Origin of the sequence: Lentzea fradiae (genome assembly GCF_900100955.1) — a bacterium.
GTDB lineage: Bacteria > Actinomycetota > Actinomycetes > Mycobacteriales > Pseudonocardiaceae > Lentzea > Lentzea fradiae.
In genome coordinates this window covers 165,838-182,875 of the sequence record NZ_FNCC01000003.1, presented here as the reverse complement: position 1 = coordinate 182,875, position 17,038 = coordinate 165,838, and the positions used below count along the sequence as shown (strand labels likewise).

The 17,038-nt window shown below is 72.3% G+C and carries 16 protein-coding genes; 7 read left to right on the top strand and 9 right to left on the bottom strand.

All coding sequences use genetic code 11. The features are described 5' to 3' along the window. Positions 1-216: 216 nt before the first annotated feature. Positions 217-885 (top strand): TetR/AcrR family transcriptional regulator, encoded by a 669-nt coding sequence (locus tag BLT23_RS08100; RefSeq protein WP_090047179.1) that lies wholly within the window; start codon positions 217-219, stop codon positions 883-885. Positions 886-930: 45 nt separating this feature from the next. Here the strand turns inward: BLT23_RS08100 and BLT23_RS08095 are convergent, their stop codons facing one another. The 7 genes from BLT23_RS08095 to BLT23_RS08065 form a co-directional block, all read right to left on the bottom strand. Then, a complete protein-coding gene (locus BLT23_RS08095) occupies positions 931-1,494 on the bottom strand; it encodes a hypothetical protein (protein ID WP_143035861.1) in 564 nt (187 codons plus the stop codon). Beyond that, entirely contained in the window at positions 1,491-2,840 is a 1,350-nt protein-coding gene (locus tag BLT23_RS08090) for a hypothetical protein (protein WP_090047176.1), read from the bottom strand. The genes BLT23_RS08095 and BLT23_RS08090 overlap by 4 nt, the downstream gene beginning before the upstream one ends. Further along, entirely contained in the window at positions 2,837-3,595 is a 759-nt protein-coding gene (locus tag BLT23_RS08085; protein WP_090047797.1) for an ABC transporter ATP-binding protein, read from the bottom strand. Before BLT23_RS08085 ends, BLT23_RS08090 begins: the two co-directional genes overlap by 4 nt. Before the next feature lie 109 nt (positions 3,596-3,704). Continuing rightward, positions 3,705-4,469, bottom strand: a complete 765-nt coding sequence (locus BLT23_RS08080) for an ABC transporter ATP-binding protein (protein ID WP_090047174.1) — start codon at positions 4,467-4,469, stop codon at positions 3,705-3,707. Next, positions 4,466-5,251 carry a zf-HC2 domain-containing protein gene (locus tag BLT23_RS08075; RefSeq protein WP_090047172.1) on the bottom strand — a complete coding sequence of 262 codons (786 nt, stop codon included), beginning with the start codon at positions 5,249-5,251 and terminating at the stop codon, positions 4,466-4,468. Before BLT23_RS08075 ends, BLT23_RS08080 begins: the two co-directional genes overlap by 4 nt. Positions 5,252-5,414: 163 nt before the next feature. Beyond that, positions 5,415-5,966, bottom strand: a complete 552-nt coding sequence (locus BLT23_RS08070) for an RNA polymerase sigma factor (RefSeq protein ID WP_090047795.1) — start codon at positions 5,964-5,966, stop codon at positions 5,415-5,417. A 64-nt stretch (positions 5,967-6,030) separates the two neighbouring features. Further along, positions 6,031-7,170, bottom strand: coding sequence for a PucR family transcriptional regulator (locus BLT23_RS08065; RefSeq protein ID WP_090047171.1), 1,140 nt, complete (start codon positions 7,168-7,170; stop codon positions 6,031-6,033). Positions 7,171-7,256: 86 nt separating this feature from the next. Here BLT23_RS08065 and BLT23_RS08060 point away from each other — a divergent pair, with 86 nt between their 5' ends. From BLT23_RS08060 to lgt, 4 genes are all read left to right on the top strand, one after another. Further along, positions 7,257-8,312 carry a ferredoxin reductase gene (locus BLT23_RS08060; protein ID WP_090047169.1) on the top strand — a complete coding sequence of 352 codons (1,056 nt, stop codon included), beginning with the start codon at positions 7,257-7,259 and terminating at the stop codon, positions 8,310-8,312. Between the two features lie 72 nt (positions 8,313-8,384). After that, the gene (locus BLT23_RS08055) at positions 8,385-9,506 is read left to right on the top strand and encodes a fatty acid desaturase family protein (protein WP_090047167.1); all 1,122 of its coding nucleotides are present in this window, start codon (positions 8,385-8,387) and stop codon (positions 9,504-9,506) included. 118 nt (positions 9,507-9,624) lie between these two features. Then, positions 9,625-11,397, top strand: a complete 1,773-nt coding sequence (locus BLT23_RS08050) for a CocE/NonD family hydrolase (RefSeq protein WP_090047165.1) — start codon at positions 9,625-9,627, stop codon at positions 11,395-11,397. Between the two features lie 63 nt (positions 11,398-11,460). Further along, positions 11,461-12,318: a prolipoprotein diacylglyceryl transferase gene (lgt, locus tag BLT23_RS08045; RefSeq protein ID WP_090047163.1), complete on the top strand. Its 858-nt coding sequence runs from the start codon at positions 11,461-11,463 to the stop codon at positions 12,316-12,318. Positions 12,319-12,397: 79 nt separating this feature from the next. On the opposite strand, the gene BLT23_RS08040 is transcribed toward lgt, so the two are convergent. Continuing rightward, a complete protein-coding gene (locus tag BLT23_RS08040; RefSeq protein WP_090047162.1) occupies positions 12,398-13,057 on the bottom strand; it encodes a response regulator in 660 nt (219 codons plus the stop codon). Then, positions 13,054-13,854, bottom strand: coding sequence for a sensor histidine kinase (locus BLT23_RS08035; protein WP_090047160.1), 801 nt, complete (start codon positions 13,852-13,854; stop codon positions 13,054-13,056). Before BLT23_RS08035 ends, BLT23_RS08040 begins: the two co-directional genes overlap by 4 nt. 102 nt (positions 13,855-13,956) lie before the next feature. Between BLT23_RS08035 and BLT23_RS08030 the strand changes: the two genes are divergently transcribed. Both BLT23_RS08030 and BLT23_RS08025 read left to right on the top strand, forming a co-directional pair. After that, positions 13,957-14,652, top strand: coding sequence for an ABC transporter ATP-binding protein (locus BLT23_RS08030; RefSeq protein WP_176946650.1), 696 nt, complete (start codon positions 13,957-13,959; stop codon positions 14,650-14,652). After that, positions 14,649-16,955 carry an FtsX-like permease family protein gene (locus BLT23_RS08025; RefSeq protein ID WP_090047157.1) on the top strand — a complete coding sequence of 769 codons (2,307 nt, stop codon included), beginning with the start codon at positions 14,649-14,651 and terminating at the stop codon, positions 16,953-16,955. The genes BLT23_RS08030 and BLT23_RS08025 overlap by 4 nt, the downstream gene beginning before the upstream one ends. Positions 16,956-17,038: the final 83 nt, after the last annotated feature.

Sequence of the window (17,038 nt, the reverse complement as noted above, 5' to 3'; positions counted from 1 at the left end):
AGCGCTCTCACAGTTGATACCCGAAACCGGTTCCGAGCGATACGGGTTTCTCGGATTCCGGTACGAACGACCCGGTCGGGAAGGCGTCCGGTTAGGCCGAACGCGACGAACCGGCTGCTCCGGAAGCAGCCGGTGCCGTGGTGTGAGATCGGTCGGCCCCACCCCCGGAGGCGAGCGGTCTATAACGCTGTCCACTCTCGGATATAGTTCCGTTACATGAGTGACGTGCGGGACCGGATCCTGGCCGCGGCGACGTCCCTGGTGGACTCGGCGGGCGTGGAAGGCACGTCGATCCGCGACGTGTGCAAGGCGGCGGACGTGACGCCACCGACCGTCTACCACCACTTCGGCGACAAGTCCGGGCTGCTCGACGCCGTCGTCGCCGCGGGGTTCGAGCGCTACCTGGAGGAGAAGCGCCACCGGCGGCCGTCCGGCGACCCGGTCGAGGACCTGCGGCGCGGCTGGGACGGGCACGTCGAGTTCGGACTGCGCAATCCCGCGCTGTACGGGCTGATGTACGGCGGCGCGCGCACGACACCCCATCCGGCCGCCGCGGAGGGGGAGCGCATCCTGCGCGGGATCGTGACGCGGATCGACGAGGCCGGGTTGCTCACCATGCCGGTGGACGGCGCCGTGGGGACGATCCACGCCGCCACGATCGGCACCACGATCCTGCTGATCACCGGCCCCGGCGACGAAGAGCTGTCCGAACGCACCCGCGAGGCGGTGCTGGGCTCGGTGCTCGTGACCGGCCGGCGCCGGTCGGACCTGGTGACGTCCGCGCACGCCCTGCTCGGGCAGCTGACGCGCGCGGACGTCCCGCTGACCCCCGGTGAGCTGGGCCTGTTCCGCGAACTGCTGCTGCGGCTCGGCCGCGACACCTGACCGGACGCGGGAACCCGTGACGGGTTCCCGCGTCCGACGACGGGGTCAGCGGCGCCCGCCGCGCAGCGCGTAGGCGGCGAGGCCGGTCACGAACAGCACCGCGGCGATCCACTGCGTCACCGCGTCGTCCGGCGAGCCCAGCGGCCAGGTGGTGATCCGCCAGGTCAGCGAGTCGCCCGGCGGCATGATCGCGGCCACCGCCCACCACAGCACGGGGGCGACCGCGGCCATCCGCGCCCCGGCGACCGCCGCCGTCAGCCCGGCGAGGCCGGTCAGCCCCGCCGCGTCGCGCACGATGAAGGCCAGCTCGTACCGCACGTCGCCGAACTGCTGCACGGCGACCATCGCGACCGCGGCCAGCACCGCCGCGACCAGCAGGTGCCCCAGGCGCCACACCGGCCACGGCAGGGCGGTGGAGGCGTCGAGCTCCGGGTCCTGACCGGCCAGACCGGTCGTCACCACGAGCACAGCGGCCAGCGCGGTGAGCGAGGCGCCGAGAGTCGTCCACGGGTCGTGCAGCATCCACCAGGAGGCGAGAGCCACCACGGGCAACGCGACCAGCGAGGCAGGAATGCCGCGGGACCTGGCATACAGCGCGAGGGGCCTCATGGTGCCGCCAGGAGGTCGAAGACGGAGTCGGAGTCCGCGCAGCTCAGCAGCATCTGCCGGGCCTGGGTGATCCGCTTCAGCTGTTCCTGCGGCGACTGGCCGCTCAGGGTCCGCCAGGCGGCGTCGAGCTCGGCCCGCGTCTGCTGGTGGTCCCAGCTCCACGAGGACCCCGGCAGCTCGGCCAGGCCGCCGTTGAAGTACGCGGCCGTCAGGTGGCGCACCGCCCCCTCCCGCAGGTTGAGCGAGTTCGGCGGTGAGCACCCGGGAACCCCGGCTCCGGCGAGCAGTTCGAGGCGGATCTGGTCGGTCGTCAGGTCCAGCACGCGCGGGCTCTTCTGCGAGTCGACGTAGACGATCTTGTCACTGCGCCGGGGTGCCGTCTGGTGGGCCGTCGGGGAGACGTCCTCGTGGACCTCCTTCGGCGCCCCCGGCAGCACCGCGAGCTTCGCCAGCGCGGCCTTGCCCGCCTCCGCGGTCTGCGGCAGCCGGTCCGCGTGCACCCGGCTCACGCACACCGGGCCGTCGCAGACGAGCTGTGCGCCGATCGAGTCGGCGACGATCACGTCCGTGACCTTCACCGGCAGGATCGACAGCGCGACCAGCGCCGCGATCCCGGCGGGCAGCAGCGCCGCCAGCCGTCCGGCGGCGGACCGCGCCACCAGCAGGACGAGCCCCGTCAGGCCCAGGCCCGCGAACCACACGAGCTGGCCGAGGTCGACGGAGGTCGACGTGGTCACGAGGTCGGAGTACGGCGTCCGGAACGAGGGCGTGAGCAGCCCGGCCCGGTAGATCTCGCCGCTGGGCGAGTCGATGTCCACCCCTTGCGCTCCGGCGCTGCCGAGCACGAACGTGGCCACCAGTGCCACCGGCGCGGTCAGCGGGTGCGGCAGCAGGCGTCCGAGCGCCAGTCCCAGCAGTGCGCCCGACGTCAGCACCAGCACCGTGACCAGCATCAGCGGGACGAACCCGATCGACACGAACCCGCCCTCGATCGCGACCACCGCGACGACCCCGGCGCACAGCAATGCCGTGGACACCGCGACGGCCCCCGCCACCGCGGCCGCGAGCGTGCCCGTGCGCATCCAGTGCGGGCGTGACGTGGAAGCGAACAGCTCGCCCACCCCCGCGCGACCGTCCCGCATCCCCTGGAAGGCGGCGAGACCGACGACCAGCGCCCACGTGTAGACGAGCGGCAGCCGCAGTTCCAGCAACGCCGACGTGCTGTTGCCCTTCCACCTCGAGGTGCCGGACGTCCCCAGCAACAGCAGCCCCGCGCCGGTCACGAGCACGACCAGCCCCGCCCACAGCGCCGCCGAACGGCGCAGCTCGATGCGCAGACCCCTCACCAGGCACCCCCGGAACGCGTGGTGATCAGCGCCGAGTACCCGCGCTCGATCGGGCTGTCGCCCACGTGCTCCGGCGTGCCGGCGTTGACGAGGTCCGCCGGAGTTCCCTGGAACACGACGGAACCCTCGGCGACGAGCACCACGTCCGTGCAGGCGGCGGCGACGTCCTCGACGAGGTGCGTCGAGATGAGCACGCAGGACTGCTCGCCCAGCTCGGCCACCAGCTCGCGGAACCGGAGCCGTTGCGCGGGGTCGAGGCCCACCGTCGGTTCGTCGAGCAGCAGGACGTCCGGGGTGTTCACGATCGCCTGCGCGATGCCCACCCGCCGGACCATGCCGCCGGACAACGCCTTCATCGGGTCGTCGGCGCGGTCGGCGAGCCCGACCCGTTCCAGCGAGGAGGCGACGGCACCGGGAATCCGCCGGGACGGCATCTCCTTGAGCCACGCCATGTACTCGACGAACTCGCGGACCTTGAACCGCTTGTAGAAGCCGAAGTGCTGCGGCAGGTAGCCGAGCCTGCGCCGCACCGGCCGCAGCCCGCCGCCGACCGGCTGGCCGAGCAGCGACAACGATCCGCTGGTCGGCCGCTGCACCGTCGCGAGCGTCCTGATCAGCGTCGTCTTGCCGGCGCCGTTCGGGCCGAGCAGCCCGTGCACCCCCCGGCTGAGCCGCAGGCCCAGCCCGTTGACCGCGTTGCGGCCACGGCGGCCACCCACCCGCACGACCAGGTTGTCGGCTTCGATCGCCCGCATCCTGTTCTCCTTCACGTCATTGCGCTTACGTCCGGCCAGACGGCGGTGACGTCGCCCGGGTTCTCGATCCGCTGTGACGTGAGGCACAATCTGAGTCCTTTGTGGACCGTCACCACGAGCCGGGGCGGTCCGGCAGGGCCAAGGTCGCGCTGTACCCGCGTTCGATGGGGCTGTCGCCGGGGTGGTCGCCGGAGCCCGCCGCGGCGAGCCGCGCGGGCGTGCCCTGGAAGACGACCTTGCCCCGGTCCAGGATCACCACGTCCGAGCAGCCCGCGGCGACGTCCTCCACCAGGTGGGTGGACACGACGACGCACGCGTCGGCGCCCAGCTCGGCCATCAGCTCCCGGAACCTCAAGCGCTGCATGGGATCCAGACCCACCGTCGGTTCGTCGAGCAGCAGGACCTCCGGGTCGTTGACGATCGCCTGCGCGATGCCCACCCGCCGGATCATGCCGCCGGACAACGACTTCAGCTTGTCGTCGGCCCGCTCGGCGAGACCGACGCGGTCGATGGCGCGCTGCACCGCGGCCGGAACGTCCCGTGACGGCATCTCCTTGAGCCAGGCCACGTACGAGACGAAGTCCCGGACCGTGAACCGGCGGTAGTACCCGAAGTCCTGCGGCAGGTAACCGATCCGGGCGCGGACGTCGCGCAGGTCCCCGCCGCCGAACAGCGACAGCGTGCCGGAAGCCGGCTTCACCACCGTGGCGAGCGCGCGGATGAGCGTCGTCTTGCCCGCCCCGTTGGGGCCCAGCAACCCGTGCACCCCGCGCCCCAGCGTGAGCGTGACACCGTCGACGGCCGTCCGCCGTCCCGCTTTCACGCGCAGCTCGCGTGCCTCGATCTCCCAGGCGTAGGTGGTCGGCGCTGTCACAGGTTCGTCTCCAGACGGGTGAAGGCCATCCTGCGCAGCACGACCACGACGAGTCCCGCGGCCAGGAGGGCGAGCCAGAGCGGGGTGAGCGCCGTGTCGAGCAACAACGGCGTGCGCTGGAACAGCAGCGGCGGCCCCGCGATCGCCGTGGCCCACGCGGCCGTGAGGGCGAGCGCCGCGCGCGTGATCCCGACCAGCGTGCCGAGTGCCAGCGTCCCGACCGTGAAAGCCAGGCACGGCAACAGCCACAACGTGAACCCGACACCGGTCACGAGCCCCGCGAGCGAGAGCCCCGGCACCACCACCGCCAGCACGGCGGCCGTGCGCCGGAACACCAGCGGCAACCCGGCCCGCGGCGTCGCGGACACCAGCTCGTGCGCGGGGTCCAGCGCCCGGCTCCACGACGCGGCGACGCCGAGCACCGGCAGCAGCGGTGCGACCAGCAGCACCACGGACACCCGTTCCCCGGCCATGAGGCCGAGCCGGTCCAGCGCCACCGCCGCGGCCGTGACGAGCACGACCATCGCGAGCCACGGCGCCGCCGCGGGCGAGAACCACCCGTTCCACCGCCGCCGGGCCCGTGGCATCTGCGGCGTCCGGTCGAGCGCGGGTTGCAGCTCCGCCCACACCGCCGTGGCGACGGGGTCGGGCACCAGCCGGGCACGGCACGGCGCGCAGTTCTCGAGGTGCGACTCGACCGCCCACAGCTCGTCGGCGGGGATGTCGTCGTCACCGCGCTCGTAGCGGCGCAGCGACTGGTCGGTGGGGTGGTGGGCGGTCATGGCCGGACCTCCTTCGCCGGGCGGGCGTGGGGGCGTCGGGGGCTCTGGGACACGGGGTGCGGTGCCGCGCGACGGGGAGCGGTGCGGTGGGTGGCGTGGCCGGGGCGGGCGGTCTCGCCGGGCGCGGTCCCCTCGCCACCGGGTGCGGTCGTGCCGGTGCGCGTCATGTCAGGGCCTCCCTCATCGCGATCCTGGCCCGGCGCGCGCGGGTCTTCACGGTTCCCTCGGGCACGCCGAGCAGCACGGACGTCTCCCGCACCGACAGCCCGTCGAGCACCATCGCCTGCAGCACGGCCCGCAGCTCGGGGGCCAGCCGCCGCAGGGCGTCGCCGACCTCGTCGCCGATCACGCCGTCCAGGACCGCGTCCTCGGCGGCGGGCGAGGTGTGGTCGGGAGCGGCGGCCGCGGGCGGTGCGGCGTGGTGGGCGCGGCGGCGGAACGCGTCGATCAGGCGGCGGGCCGCGATCGTCCACAGCCAGCCAACGGCGCTGCCGCCCGCGGCGGCCCCGGCGAAGGCGTCGGCGGCCCGCCACACGGCCAGGTAGGTCTCCTGCAGCACCTCGGCGACGATCTGGTCGTCCGCGCACCGTCTGCGCAGGCGGACGGTCAGCCACGGCGACGTGCGGCGGTACAGCTCTTCGAACGCGCGCCGATCACCCCGTGCGACTCGGCGCACGAGCTTCTCCTCGTCGAGGTCGGCCGGCTCACCCCGGATTGCTCTCACACCCCGCAAGACGTCGGCGGCACGGCTCACGGTTCTCACCGTCGTGTGATGCCGGTCACGGCGCGGCGAGGCCCACCGCCAGTGTCAGCTCCAGGACGCGCTTCGGCGAGCTGAGGTCGGGGAACAGGTCGCGCAGCTGCCCCATCCGGTACCGGACGGTCTGCGGGTGCACGAACAGCGTCGTCGCCACCTCCTCGCGCCTGCCCTGGTGCAGCAGCCACGCCCGCAGCGTCTCCTCCAGCTTCTTGGCGGTGGCGGCGGGCAGTGCGCGCAGCGGCGCGAGGGCGCGGGTGCGCAGGTCGGTGAACGCGTCGGGGTCGGCGGTCAGCACCAGCTCGACGAGGTGGTCCTCGGTGTCGCGGATGGCGGGGGAGAGCGAACGCGCGCGTACGGCCCGTTCGTACGAGGCGGCGGCGCGCATCCACGGCCGGGCGGGGCCGACGACGGCCTCGCGGTCCTTCATCGTCCTGAGCAGGTGGGAGCGGTCGGTGTCGGGTACCAGCAGGACGCCCAGCCCGTCGGACAGGTCGTCGAGGACGAGGCTGCCGGGCGACAGCGACCGGAACGCGGGGCGGGCCTGGGCGGCGGGCAGCAGGACGACGGTCAGCGTGGTCGGGATCGGCCAGTTCGCCCGGCCGGCGGCGGCGAGCAGCACCTCGGAGCTCGCGCCGGTCAGCAGGTCGCGGGCCAGCTGCTCCAGGTGGCGCTCGTGCGCGAGCCCCCGCGCGGCCAGCTCGTCGGCGTGGCCGGCGGCGCTCGCGGCGGACAGCTCGTCGATGTAGGCGAAGGTCAGCTCGGCGAACTTCGCCACCTCGGCCGCGGGGAGACCGGCTGAGACGGCGCCGATCGCGAGGCCGCGCCACGCCACGCGCGCGCCCACCCGGTAGGCGCTGAGCAGGGCGTCCATCGACCGGCCGTCGCGCACCTCGCCGCGGCCCAGCTCGTAGGCGGCCTCGCTCGCGTCGACACCGGTCGTGGTGCCGCCGGCGAGGTCGAGGTAATGTCCGAGCGCCGTGCGGACGGCCCGGCGTATGGTGCCGCCCATGCGCCCGGACAACGCGTTCGCGTAGCTCGGAACCTCGTCGATGATGGCCTGGACGACCTCGTCCGCCGTGGTCCTCAGCACCGAGCGCAGCGCTGTGACGGTTTTCTCGTTTAGAGCCAGTTCGCTGGCTCTCTCTATTGCGTGACTCACGATTTGTTCCCCGCGAACAATTCTGCCGAGCAGATTCACGTCGTACGGACAGGACTTTACGCCCTGGGGCGCATCAAGCTGGAGTCATGACGAGTGCCGCCCTCCGCAGCAGGGCGTGGAAACTGCTGGAACTGGTCACGACGCCGCTGCTGCCGTCTGACTACCTCGACCTGCTCAGCCCTCTCCGAGCAGGCGCTGACCTGCGCGGACGCATCGAAGCCGTGCATCAGGAGACCGACTCCGCCGCGACGATCGTGATCAGGCCAGGAAAGGGCTGGCGCGGTCACGTCGCAGGCCAGTACATCCGCATCGGCGTCGACGTCGACGGCGTGCGCCTGTGGCGCGCCTACTCGGTGACGTCGCCGACGAGCCGCGCCGACGGCCGCATCACGATCACCGTGAAGGCCATCCCGGACGGCAAGGTGAGCCACCACCTGGTCCACCGCGTCCAGCCCGGCACCGTGGTCCACCTCGACCAGGCGACCGGCGAGTTCGTGCTGCCCGCGGCCAAGCCCGCCAAGGTCCTCTACCTCACCGCCGGCAGCGGCATCACCCCCGTGATGGGCATGCTGCGCGACGGCGGCCTGTCCGACGTCGTGATGGTGCACTCCGCGCCGCGCGCCGAGGACGTCATCTTCCGCAAGGACCTGCACGACCTCGTCGCGGACAAGGCCCTCACCCTCGTCGAGCGGCACACCGACACCGACGGCGTGCTCGACCTCGCCGAGCTGGAGACGCTCGTGCCGGACTGGGCCGAGCGCGAGACGTGGGCGTGCGGGCCCACCGGCCTGCTCGACGCCGCCGAGGAGCACTGGGCGAGCCGCGGCATCGCCGACCGGCTGCACACCGAGCGGTTCCGCCCGAGCGTCGTCGTCGCCGGTGACGGCGGCGAGGTCACCTTCGGCAAGACCGGCAAGACCGTCGAGGCCGACGGCGCCACCCCGCTGCTGGACGTCGGCGAGCAGGCGGGCGTGCTGATGCCGTCCGGCTGCCGGATGGGCATCTGCTTCGGCTGCGTGACCCCGCTGAAGGCGGGCGCCGTCCGCGACCTGCGCACCGGCGAGATCACCGAGGCCGAGGACGGCGTGCTCGTCCAGACCTGCGTGTCCGCCGCGGCGGGCCCCTGCGAACTCGAACGCTGACCCCGACTTTCCCCCTTCCGCGCGAAGTGGCTCTCCCCCCAAGCCACCGCAGCCCTCTCGAAAGCGAGCTCCATGACCGCCATCGACCCCACCGCCCACCTGACCGACGAGCAGATCGAGGATCTCGGCCGCGAGCTCGACGCCATCCGCGACGAGGTGATCGCGAGTCGCGGTGAGAAGGACGCCGCGTACATCCGCAAGGTCATCTCCGTGCAGCGCAAGCTGGAGCTGACCAGCCGCGGCATCCTGCTGTTCTCGCTCTTCCCGCCCGCGTGGCTGATCGGCACCGCCGGTCTGTCGGTGGCGAAGATCCTGGAGAACATGGAGATCGGTCACAACGTCCTGCACGGGCAGTGGGACTGGATGCGCGACCCGAAGATCCACTCCACCACCTGGGAGTGGGACCACGTCTCGCCGGCCGACCAGTGGAAGCACTCGCACAACGAGCTGCACCACACCTACACCAACGTGATCGGCAAGGACAACGACCTCGGCTACGGCATCATGCGCGTGGACGAGGACCAGCGCTGGCACCCGATGCACCTGGGCCAGCCGCTGTGGAACTTCATCAACGCCTGCTTCTTCGAGTACGGCATCGCCGCGTACGACCTGGAGCTGGGCAAGAACCTGCGCACCAAGAAGCGCCGCAAGGACCCCGAGTTCCGCGCGCGGGCCAGGGCCGTCGGCCGCAAGATCCGCCGCCAGGTGCTCAAGGACTACGTGGTCCACCCGCTGCTGTCGGGCCCGTCGTTCCTCACCACGCTCGCCGCCACGTTCACCGCGAACCTGGTGCGCAACCTGTGGTCGCACTCGGTGATCATGTGCGGTCACTTCCCCGAGGGCGTCGCGGTGTTCGAGCGCCGCTCGATCAAGGGCGAGACGCGCGGCCAGTGGTACCTGCGCCAGATGATGGGCTCCGCGAACATCAGCGGCAGCAAGGTCATGCACATCATGACCGGCAACCTGTCGCACCAGATCGAGCACCACCTGTTCCCCGACCTGCCGAGCAACCGGTACGCCGAGGTCGCGGTCAAGGTGAAGGCGCTGTTCGAGAAGTACGAGCTGGAGTACGTGTCCGGTTCGCTGCCCAAGCAGGTCTTCTCCGCCTGGCACAAGGTGTTCCGCCTGTCGCTGCCGAACCGCAAGCCCAAGGTGAAGGCGCCGGCGCGGGAGAAGGAGCTCGTCGCCGCCTGAGCCGCGGAATGGTTCAGACCTTCGGCCGGTACCGGTGACGAGCCGGTACCGGTGAGATTCCTCGGTAGGGCCCGGGACGTCGTACCCCTGCTGCGTCGGGCCCTCTACGGAGGAACCCATGCGAAGGGTCTACCTCGTCGCGGCCGCCCTGCTCACGGCCGCGACGATCCACACGCCCGCCTCAGCCGCGGCACCCGCCGCCATCACCGAGACCGTCTACGTCGAGTCCACGACCGACAGCGACTCGGACGGCAAGCCCGACCGGATCGCCACCGACGTCATGAGGCCGGACACCGGCGGACGGGTGCCGGTCGTCATGGAAGCCAGTCCCTACTACGGACTGGGCGCCGCCGCGGCCACGTCCCTGACCGTGCCGCGCGGCTTCGGTCGTTGGTACGACGAGTACTTCGTGCCCCGCGGGTACGCCGTCGTCGAGGTGGAGATGCAAGGCACCTCCCGTTCGACCGGCTGCCCGACCTCCGGTGGTCCTGAGGACACCGCGAGCGTCCGCGCGGTCGTCGACTGGCTCAACGGCCGTGCCAAGGCGTTCTACGCGGACGGTCGAGAAGCCGTCGCGAGCTGGAGCACCGGCAACGTCGGCATGCTCGGCGTCTCCTACAACGGCACGCTGCCCAACGCCGCCGCCGCGGCGAACATCCCGGGCGTGAAGACGATCGTGCCGATCGCCGCGATCTCCAGCTGGTACGAGTACGCCCGCGACCAGGGCATCGGCTATCGCGGCTGGGAGACGGACTACCCGTCGTTCCTCGCCGACTACGTCGTCAGCTCGTCGCAGCGGTCGAAGTGCCGTGCGGTGTTGCAGAAGCTGGCCGCCGACGACGGCGACGAGTCCTACGACTACACCTCGTTCTGGAAGACCCGCGACTACCGCGTCGGTGCGAAGGACGTGACGGCATCGGTGTTCGCCGTGCACGGTCAGGCGGACTGGAACGTCAAGCCGTCGCAGTTCGGCCGCTGGTGGCAGGAGCTCTCCGACCACGGCGTGCCGCGCAAGATCTGGCTGCATCGCGGCGGTCACCTCGACCCGATCTCGTTCCGCCAGGCCGAGTGGCAGCGCGTCATGGGCCTGTGGATGGACCACTGGCTCAAGGGCGCCGACAACGGGATCATGGACGAGCCGATGGCCGACGTGCAGCGGCCGGACGGGAGCTGGGAGCAGGCGGCGTCCTGGCCGCGCCCGGACACGAGCGGCACGACCCTCCACTTCGGCCCCGCCGCGGACGGCATGTCCGGTTCGCTGACCACCGCACCGGTCACCAGCGGCACGCACCGGCTGGCGGACAACACGAACCTGAGCGAGTCCGCCATGATGGCGAACCCGGAGAAGACCGACTCGCGCCGGCTCGCCTACGTGACGGCACCGCTCAAGGAGGACGCGCGCCTGTCCGGCGAGGTCACCGTGACCGCCCGGATCTCCTCGAACCGCGCGTCGGTGCCGCTCACGGCGTTGCTCGTGGACTACGGCCCGGCGACGAAGTCCGTGCTGACGGACCGGTCGCCGGTGCAGCTGTCCACGGAGACGTGCGGCAAGAACGACCTGCGCGACCGCACCGGTTGCGCACGGCCGCCGGAGGTGTCCGTGCAGGCGGTGAGCGCGACCATGCTGACCAAGGGCGCGATCGACGCGAAGAACCGGTCGTCGCTGGAGTCCGCCGCTCCGCTGCCCACCACGGGCACCGCGGACGTCACGTGGAAGCTGCACGCCAGGGACGCGCTCATCCCGGCAGGACACCGGATCGGCATCGTGCTCGTCACCCACCACAGCGCCTACATCACCACCGACACCGCGGCGAGGGGCGTGACGCTCGACGTCTCGCTCGGCGTCAGCAAGGTCGTGCTCCCGATCGTCGGGGGAGCGGTCCACACCTGATGTGAGCGACCCGTGCGTGCCGGCTTCACAGGACGCACGCACGGGTCTCCCTACCCTGGCGCGATGCTTCTGGCCGCCATCCCCAGCCCGACCCAGGGCGTCTGGCACCTCGGTCCGGTGCCCATCAGGGCGTACGCGTTCTGCATCATCGGCGGAATCCTCGTCGCCGCCTGGCTGACCGAACGCCGTTACGCGCACCGCGGCGGACAGCCCGGCGTGGTCGGCCGGATCGCCACCTGGGGCGTGCCGTTCGGCATCGTCGGCGCACGCCTCTACCACGTGGCCACGTCCTGGCAGCCGTACTTCGGCCCCGGCGGGAACCCGGTCAAGGCCCTCTACATCTGGGAGGGCGGGATGGGCGTCTGGGGCGCCATCGCGTTCGGGGCGCTCGGCGCGTGGATCGGCGCCAGGCGCGCCGGGGTCGCCCTGCCGCCGCTCGCGGACGCCGCCGCGCCGGGAATCCTGCTGGCACAGGGGATCGGCCGGCTCGGCAACTGGTTCAACAACGAGGTCTACGGCCGGGCGACCGACCTGCCGTGGGCGCTCACGATCCACCGGTGGGACCAGAGCGAGGGCCGGGCGGTGCTCGGTCCCGACGGGGAACCCGTGGTGCTGGGCACGTTCCACCCGGCGTTCCTCTACGAGCTGCTGTGGACGTTCGCCGCGGCCGCCGTGCTGATCTGGGCGGACCGCCGGTTCCGGCTCGGGCACGGGCGCGCGTTCGGGCTGTACGTGGTGCTGTACACGCTGGGCAGGCTGTGGATCGAGGCGCTGCGGATCGACGACGCGAACACGATCCTGGGGCTGCGCCTGAACATCTGGACGTCGCTGCTGGTGGGTCTCACGGCCGCCGCGCTCACCGTGTGGTCGGCCCGGCGGCATCCCGGACGCGAGGAGCTCAAGACGCCCTCGCTGGCATGATCGATCGCATGTGAAACCGAGCGACCACGACGACGCTTCGAACTGCTGGCGACCGCGCTGAGCTTCCTGTTCCTCGTGCTCAGGCTCCCGGAGTGACGAGCCCCGTCTCGTAGGCCAGCACGACGGCCTGCGCCCGGTCGCGCAGCCCCAGCTTCGCGAAGATGCGGGCGACGTGCGTCTTCACCGTGGCCTCGCTCAGCGTCAGGTCGGCGGCGATCTCCGAGTTGGACCGGCCGTGCCCCACCAGCGTGAGCACCTCGCGTTCGCGCGGGGTCAGCGCGGCGAGGTCGCGGTGCACGGCCGGGACCACGGGCGTGCCGGAGGCGAAGCGCTCCACCAGCCTGCGGGTGATCGACGGCGCGAGCAGCGCGTCCCCGGTCTCGATCAGGTGCACGGCGGCCACGAGGTGCTCGGGCGTGACGTCCTTCAGCAGGAAACCGCTGGCGCCCGCCGCGAGCGCGTCGTAGACGTACCGGTCGAGGTCGAACGTCGTCAGCATGAGCACCCGGCAGCCGCCCGTCTCGCGCACGATGCGGCGGGTGGCCTCCAGCCCGTCCATCGCGGGCATCCGGATGTCCATCAGCACGACGTCCGGCTGCTCCGCGCGCACGACCGCGACGGCCTCCGCGCCGTCGGCCGCCTCGCCGACGACCTCGACACCACCCGACTCCAGGATCATCCGGAAGCCGATGCGCACGAACGCCTGGTCGTCGGCGATCACGACGCGGGGCGCGCTCACGGCCCCTCCACCGGGAGCTTGGCCCGGACGCGGAAACCACCGCCGAGCCGCCTGCGCGCGTCGAGGTCGCCGCCGAGCACCGCCACGCGCTGCCGCAACCCCAGCAGCCCGCGACCTTCACCGTCCGATGTGGACACACCCTTCAGGCCGGTGCTGAGCACCTCGACCCGCAGGTGGTGGTCCGCGTAGCGCACGAGCACCTCCGCCTTCTGCCCGTCGCCGTGCTTCAACGCGTTCGTCAGCGCCTCCTGCACGATCCGGTACGCAGTCAGGTCCACGCCGGACGGCAGCGGACGCGGCTCCCCGGAGATCCGCACGTCGACCGGCAGCCCGGCGAAGCACATCTTGTCCACCAGCGCGCCCAACCGGCTCAGGCCCGGCTGCGGTTCCAGCAGCTCGTCACTGTCGGCGGACGGCGCGAGCAGCCCCAGCATGTGCCGCAGCTCCGCCATCGTGTCCCTGCCCGCGCTTTCGACCGCGAGCAACGCGTCGACCGCCCGGTCCGACCCCAGCACCCGGCGTGCCGCACCGGCCTGCACGACCATCACGCTCACGTTGTGGCTCACGATGTCGTGCAGCTCCCGCGCGATCCGCGCCCGTTCGGCGTCGACCGCGCCGCGGGCCGCGCTCTCCCGTTCCCGTTCCAGCAGCCAGCCGCGTTCCTCCACGGCACGGGCGTACGCGCGCCGGGCGGACACCAGCCGCACCGCGAAGAACGCGGCGGCCAGGCAGGCGACGGCCGCCACCACCAGCTCCCACACCCCCTCACTGTCCCAGAGCAGCGCGAACGCCCGCATCGAACCCCGGATGGACGGACTACATCCCGGGGATGACCCCGAGGCGCAGTTGCACCCGAAGACTGACGACCGGAACCTCCGCGGACGGCCAGGATGGCCGCCATGCGGAACGGAGACGCCGTCGTCGAACTGACGGACGTGCGCAAGGAGTACAGCGACTCGGTCGCCCTGGACGGGGTCTCGCTCACCGTCCTGCCCGGCGAGGCGGTCGCGGTGATGGGACCGTCCGGCAGCGGCAAGTCGACGCTGCTGAACATGATCGCCGGGCTCGACCGGCCGACGTCGGGGTCCGTCGTCGTGCAGGGCACCGACCTGGGCACGCTCGGCGAGACGGGCCTGGCGCTCTTCCGCCGGCGCGGCATCGGGATGATCTTCCAGTTCTTCAACCTGCTCGACGACCTGTCGGCGCTCGACAACGTCGCCCTCGCCGCGCAGCTCACCGGCACCAGGGCGGCCCAGGCCCGTGCCCGCGCGCTGGAGCTGTTCGGAGAGCTCGGCATCGCCGGCCGCAGGGACGTCTACCCGGCCCGGCTCAGCGGCGGTGAACGGCAGCGCGTCGCGGTCGCGCGGGCGTTGATGAACCGCCCGGCCCTGCTGCTCGCCGACGAACCGACCGGCGCGCTCGACAGCCGGTCTGGGGAGCAGGTGATGGACCTGCTGCTCGACCTCAACCAGATCGGCCAGACGCTGCTGCTGGTCACCCACGACGAACGGCTCGCGACCCGGTGCGCCACCAGGGTGATCGAGGTCGTCGACGGTCGCATCGCCCGTGAGCAGAGCCTGGAGCGGACGCCGTGAGCCCCGTCTGGCTCGCGTCGTGGGCGGCCGTGCGCAAGCGCAAGGTGCAGACGACCGTGATCGGCCTCGTCGTGTGCGCGGCCGGCGCCACGCTCGTGATGGCACTGGGACTGCTCGTGGCGGCGGACGCGCCGTTCGACCGCGCGTTCGCCTCCCAGCGGGGAGCCCACCTCACCGTCGCGTTCGACGCGCGGGAGGTGGAGGGGGCGGACCTGACGGGAGGCGCCGAGTCGGCAGGACCGTTCCGGCAGGCCACCCTCGACACCTCGGGAGAAGAGACCTACCTCGGCACGCTCACGGTCGTGGGACGAGCGGACCCCGGTGGCGCGGTCGACCGGATCCCGGTGACGCTGGGGCGGTGGGCCGAACGCCCCGGCGAGATCGTCCTCGGCGTGCAGCCGGGTGCGCGGGGAGAGCCGGGCTTCGAGATCGCGGTGCCGGGAGGCGGCACGCTCACGGTCGTCGGGTTCGCGCGCTCGGTCACCGGCTCCGCCGACGCGTGGGTCACGCCGGAGCAGATCGACGCCCTGCGGCCCACGGCGGTGCAGATGCTGTACCGCTTCGACCGGGCTGGCACCGCGGCCGAGGTCGCCGCCGGCCAAGCCGCGGTGACGGCGGGTCTCCCGGACGGAGCCGTGCTCGGCTCGCTCTCACACCTCACCGTCCGGGACAAGGTGACGTCCGAGCTCGGCGTGTTCGTCCCGTTCCTGCTGATCTTCGGCGTGCTCGGGCTCGTCGTGGCGGTCCTGACCGTGGCCAACGTGGTGAGCTCCGCGGTCGTGGCGGGGCTGCGGCAGATCGGCGTGCTCAAGGCGATCGGCTACACCCCGGACCAGGTCATGGCCGTGCACCTGGTCATGGTCTCGGTTCCGGCGGTCGCGGGCAGCGTGCTCGGCGCGGTCATCGGCAACCTCTTCGCGAAACCGGTCGTGCAGGACGCCGTCGAGGGCTTCGGGGTCGACGCGCTGAGCTTCCCGGCGTGGGTGAACGTCGCCGCGGTCGCCGGCCTGCCCCTGTTGGTGGCGCTGGCCGCGCTCGTCCCGGCGCTGCGGGCCCGCGCACTGCCGGCCGCGCGGGTGATCGGCGCGGGCACGGCCGCGCACACCGGACGGGCGTCGCGGCTGCAACGCAGGCTGGCGGGCACGGGGCTGCCGCGTCCGTTCGCCCTCGGCGCCGGTCTGCCGCTGGCGCGTCCCGGCCGCAGCGCGCTGACCCTCGCGTCGGTCGTGCTGGGCGTCATGACCGTGACGCTCGCGACCGGACTGGCCCTGTCGGTCATGGCCTACGACCAGGCCGTCCGGCCCAGTCACGCGGACCGGCTGGAGCTGATGGCAGGGCCGCCGTCCGGTGAGCCCGCCTTCGTGCCGCCCGGTGAACAGGTGCCCACCCCGCGGCTGAGCGACGCAGGGGACGAGGCCGCGCTGCGCTCGGTGCCCGGCGTGACGGCGTTCCTCGCCTCCGCCCGGCTCGAGGCCGAGCTGGCGGGCGGCGCGCAGAAGGCCACCATCACGTTCCACCGCGGCGACACCGGCGAGCTCGGCCCGCGCGTGCTGACCGGCCACCGGCCCGGCCGCCCCGGCCAGGTCGCCGTGCCGTCGAGGTTCCTGAACCAGCGCGGGCTCTCGGTCGGCGACACCGTCACCGTGTCGGCGCGGGGCGGCCGGACCCAGCTGGAGATCGTCGGGGTCGTGCTCACCAACAACGCCGACGAGGTCTTCGCCGACTGGTCGGCTCTGGCCGCGCTCGCACCCGGTGCCCGTGCGGACTCCTACCAGGTGCGCATGGCACCCGGCACGGACCGGGACGCCGTCGTCGCCGCGGTGCGGGAGGCGGACCCGGGACTGCGCGCCCTGCCCCCGCGCGACAGCTCGTCGTCGACCGCCGTGATCATCATCAGCTCCGCCGTCGTGCTCTCGCTGGTGCTCGGCGCGGTGGCGGCGCTCGGCGTGTTCAACACCGTCGTCCTCAACGCCCGTGAACGCCGCCGTGACCTCGGCCTGCTGAAGTCCATCGGCATGACGCCGCGCCAGGTCACCCTGCTGCTGGTGACGTCGATGGGAGGGCTCGGCGTGCTGGGCGGGCTGATCGGCGTGCCACTGGGACTGGCGGTGCACCGGGTCGTCGTCCCCGCCATGACCGCCGCGGGCCAGGCCGACGTCCTCGACATCCTCCTGGACGTCTACCAGGCGCCGGCACTCGCGCTGCTGGCGTTGTCCGGACTCGTCATCGCCGTGCTCGGCGCTGTCGTGCCGGCGAGGGGGGCCGCCCGGCTCTCCATCGCCACCGTGCTGCACAACGAATGAACCGAGGGGGAACCTTGTTACGAAGGCTCGTCGCCTTATCGCTTGCCGCGGCAGGAGTTCTGGCTGCCGCACCACCCGTTCTG

What these genes read in the sequence shown, in the direction of transcription:
- BLT23_RS08055 (WP_090047167.1), top strand. Translation starts at nt 8,385, where the DNA reads ATGACCGCCATCGACCCCACCGCCCACCTGACCGACGAGCAGATCGAG.
- BLT23_RS08035 (WP_090047160.1), bottom strand. Translation starts at nt 13,854, where the DNA reads ATGCGGGCGTTCGCGCTGCTCTGGGACAGTGAGGGGGTGTGGGAGCTG.
- BLT23_RS08085 (WP_090047797.1), bottom strand. Translation starts at nt 3,595, where the DNA reads ATGCGGGCGATCGAAGCCGACAACCTGGTCGTGCGGGTGGGTGGCCGC.
- BLT23_RS08050 (WP_090047165.1), top strand. Translation starts at nt 9,625, where the DNA reads ATGCGAAGGGTCTACCTCGTCGCGGCCGCCCTGCTCACGGCCGCGACG.
- BLT23_RS08100 (WP_090047179.1), top strand. Translation starts at nt 217, where the DNA reads ATGAGTGACGTGCGGGACCGGATCCTGGCCGCGGCGACGTCCCTGGTG.
- BLT23_RS08095 (WP_143035861.1), bottom strand. Translation starts at nt 1,494, where the DNA reads ATGAGGCCCCTCGCGCTGTATGCCAGGTCCCGCGGCATTCCTGCCTCG.
- BLT23_RS08075 (WP_090047172.1), bottom strand. Translation starts at nt 5,251, where the DNA reads ATGACCGCCCACCACCCCACCGACCAGTCGCTGCGCCGCTACGAGCGC.
- BLT23_RS08060 (WP_090047169.1), top strand. Translation starts at nt 7,257, where the DNA reads ATGACGAGTGCCGCCCTCCGCAGCAGGGCGTGGAAACTGCTGGAACTG.
- BLT23_RS08030 (WP_176946650.1), top strand. Translation starts at nt 13,957, where the DNA reads ATGCGGAACGGAGACGCCGTCGTCGAACTGACGGACGTGCGCAAGGAG.
- lgt (WP_090047163.1), top strand. Translation starts at nt 11,461, where the DNA reads ATGCTTCTGGCCGCCATCCCCAGCCCGACCCAGGGCGTCTGGCACCTC.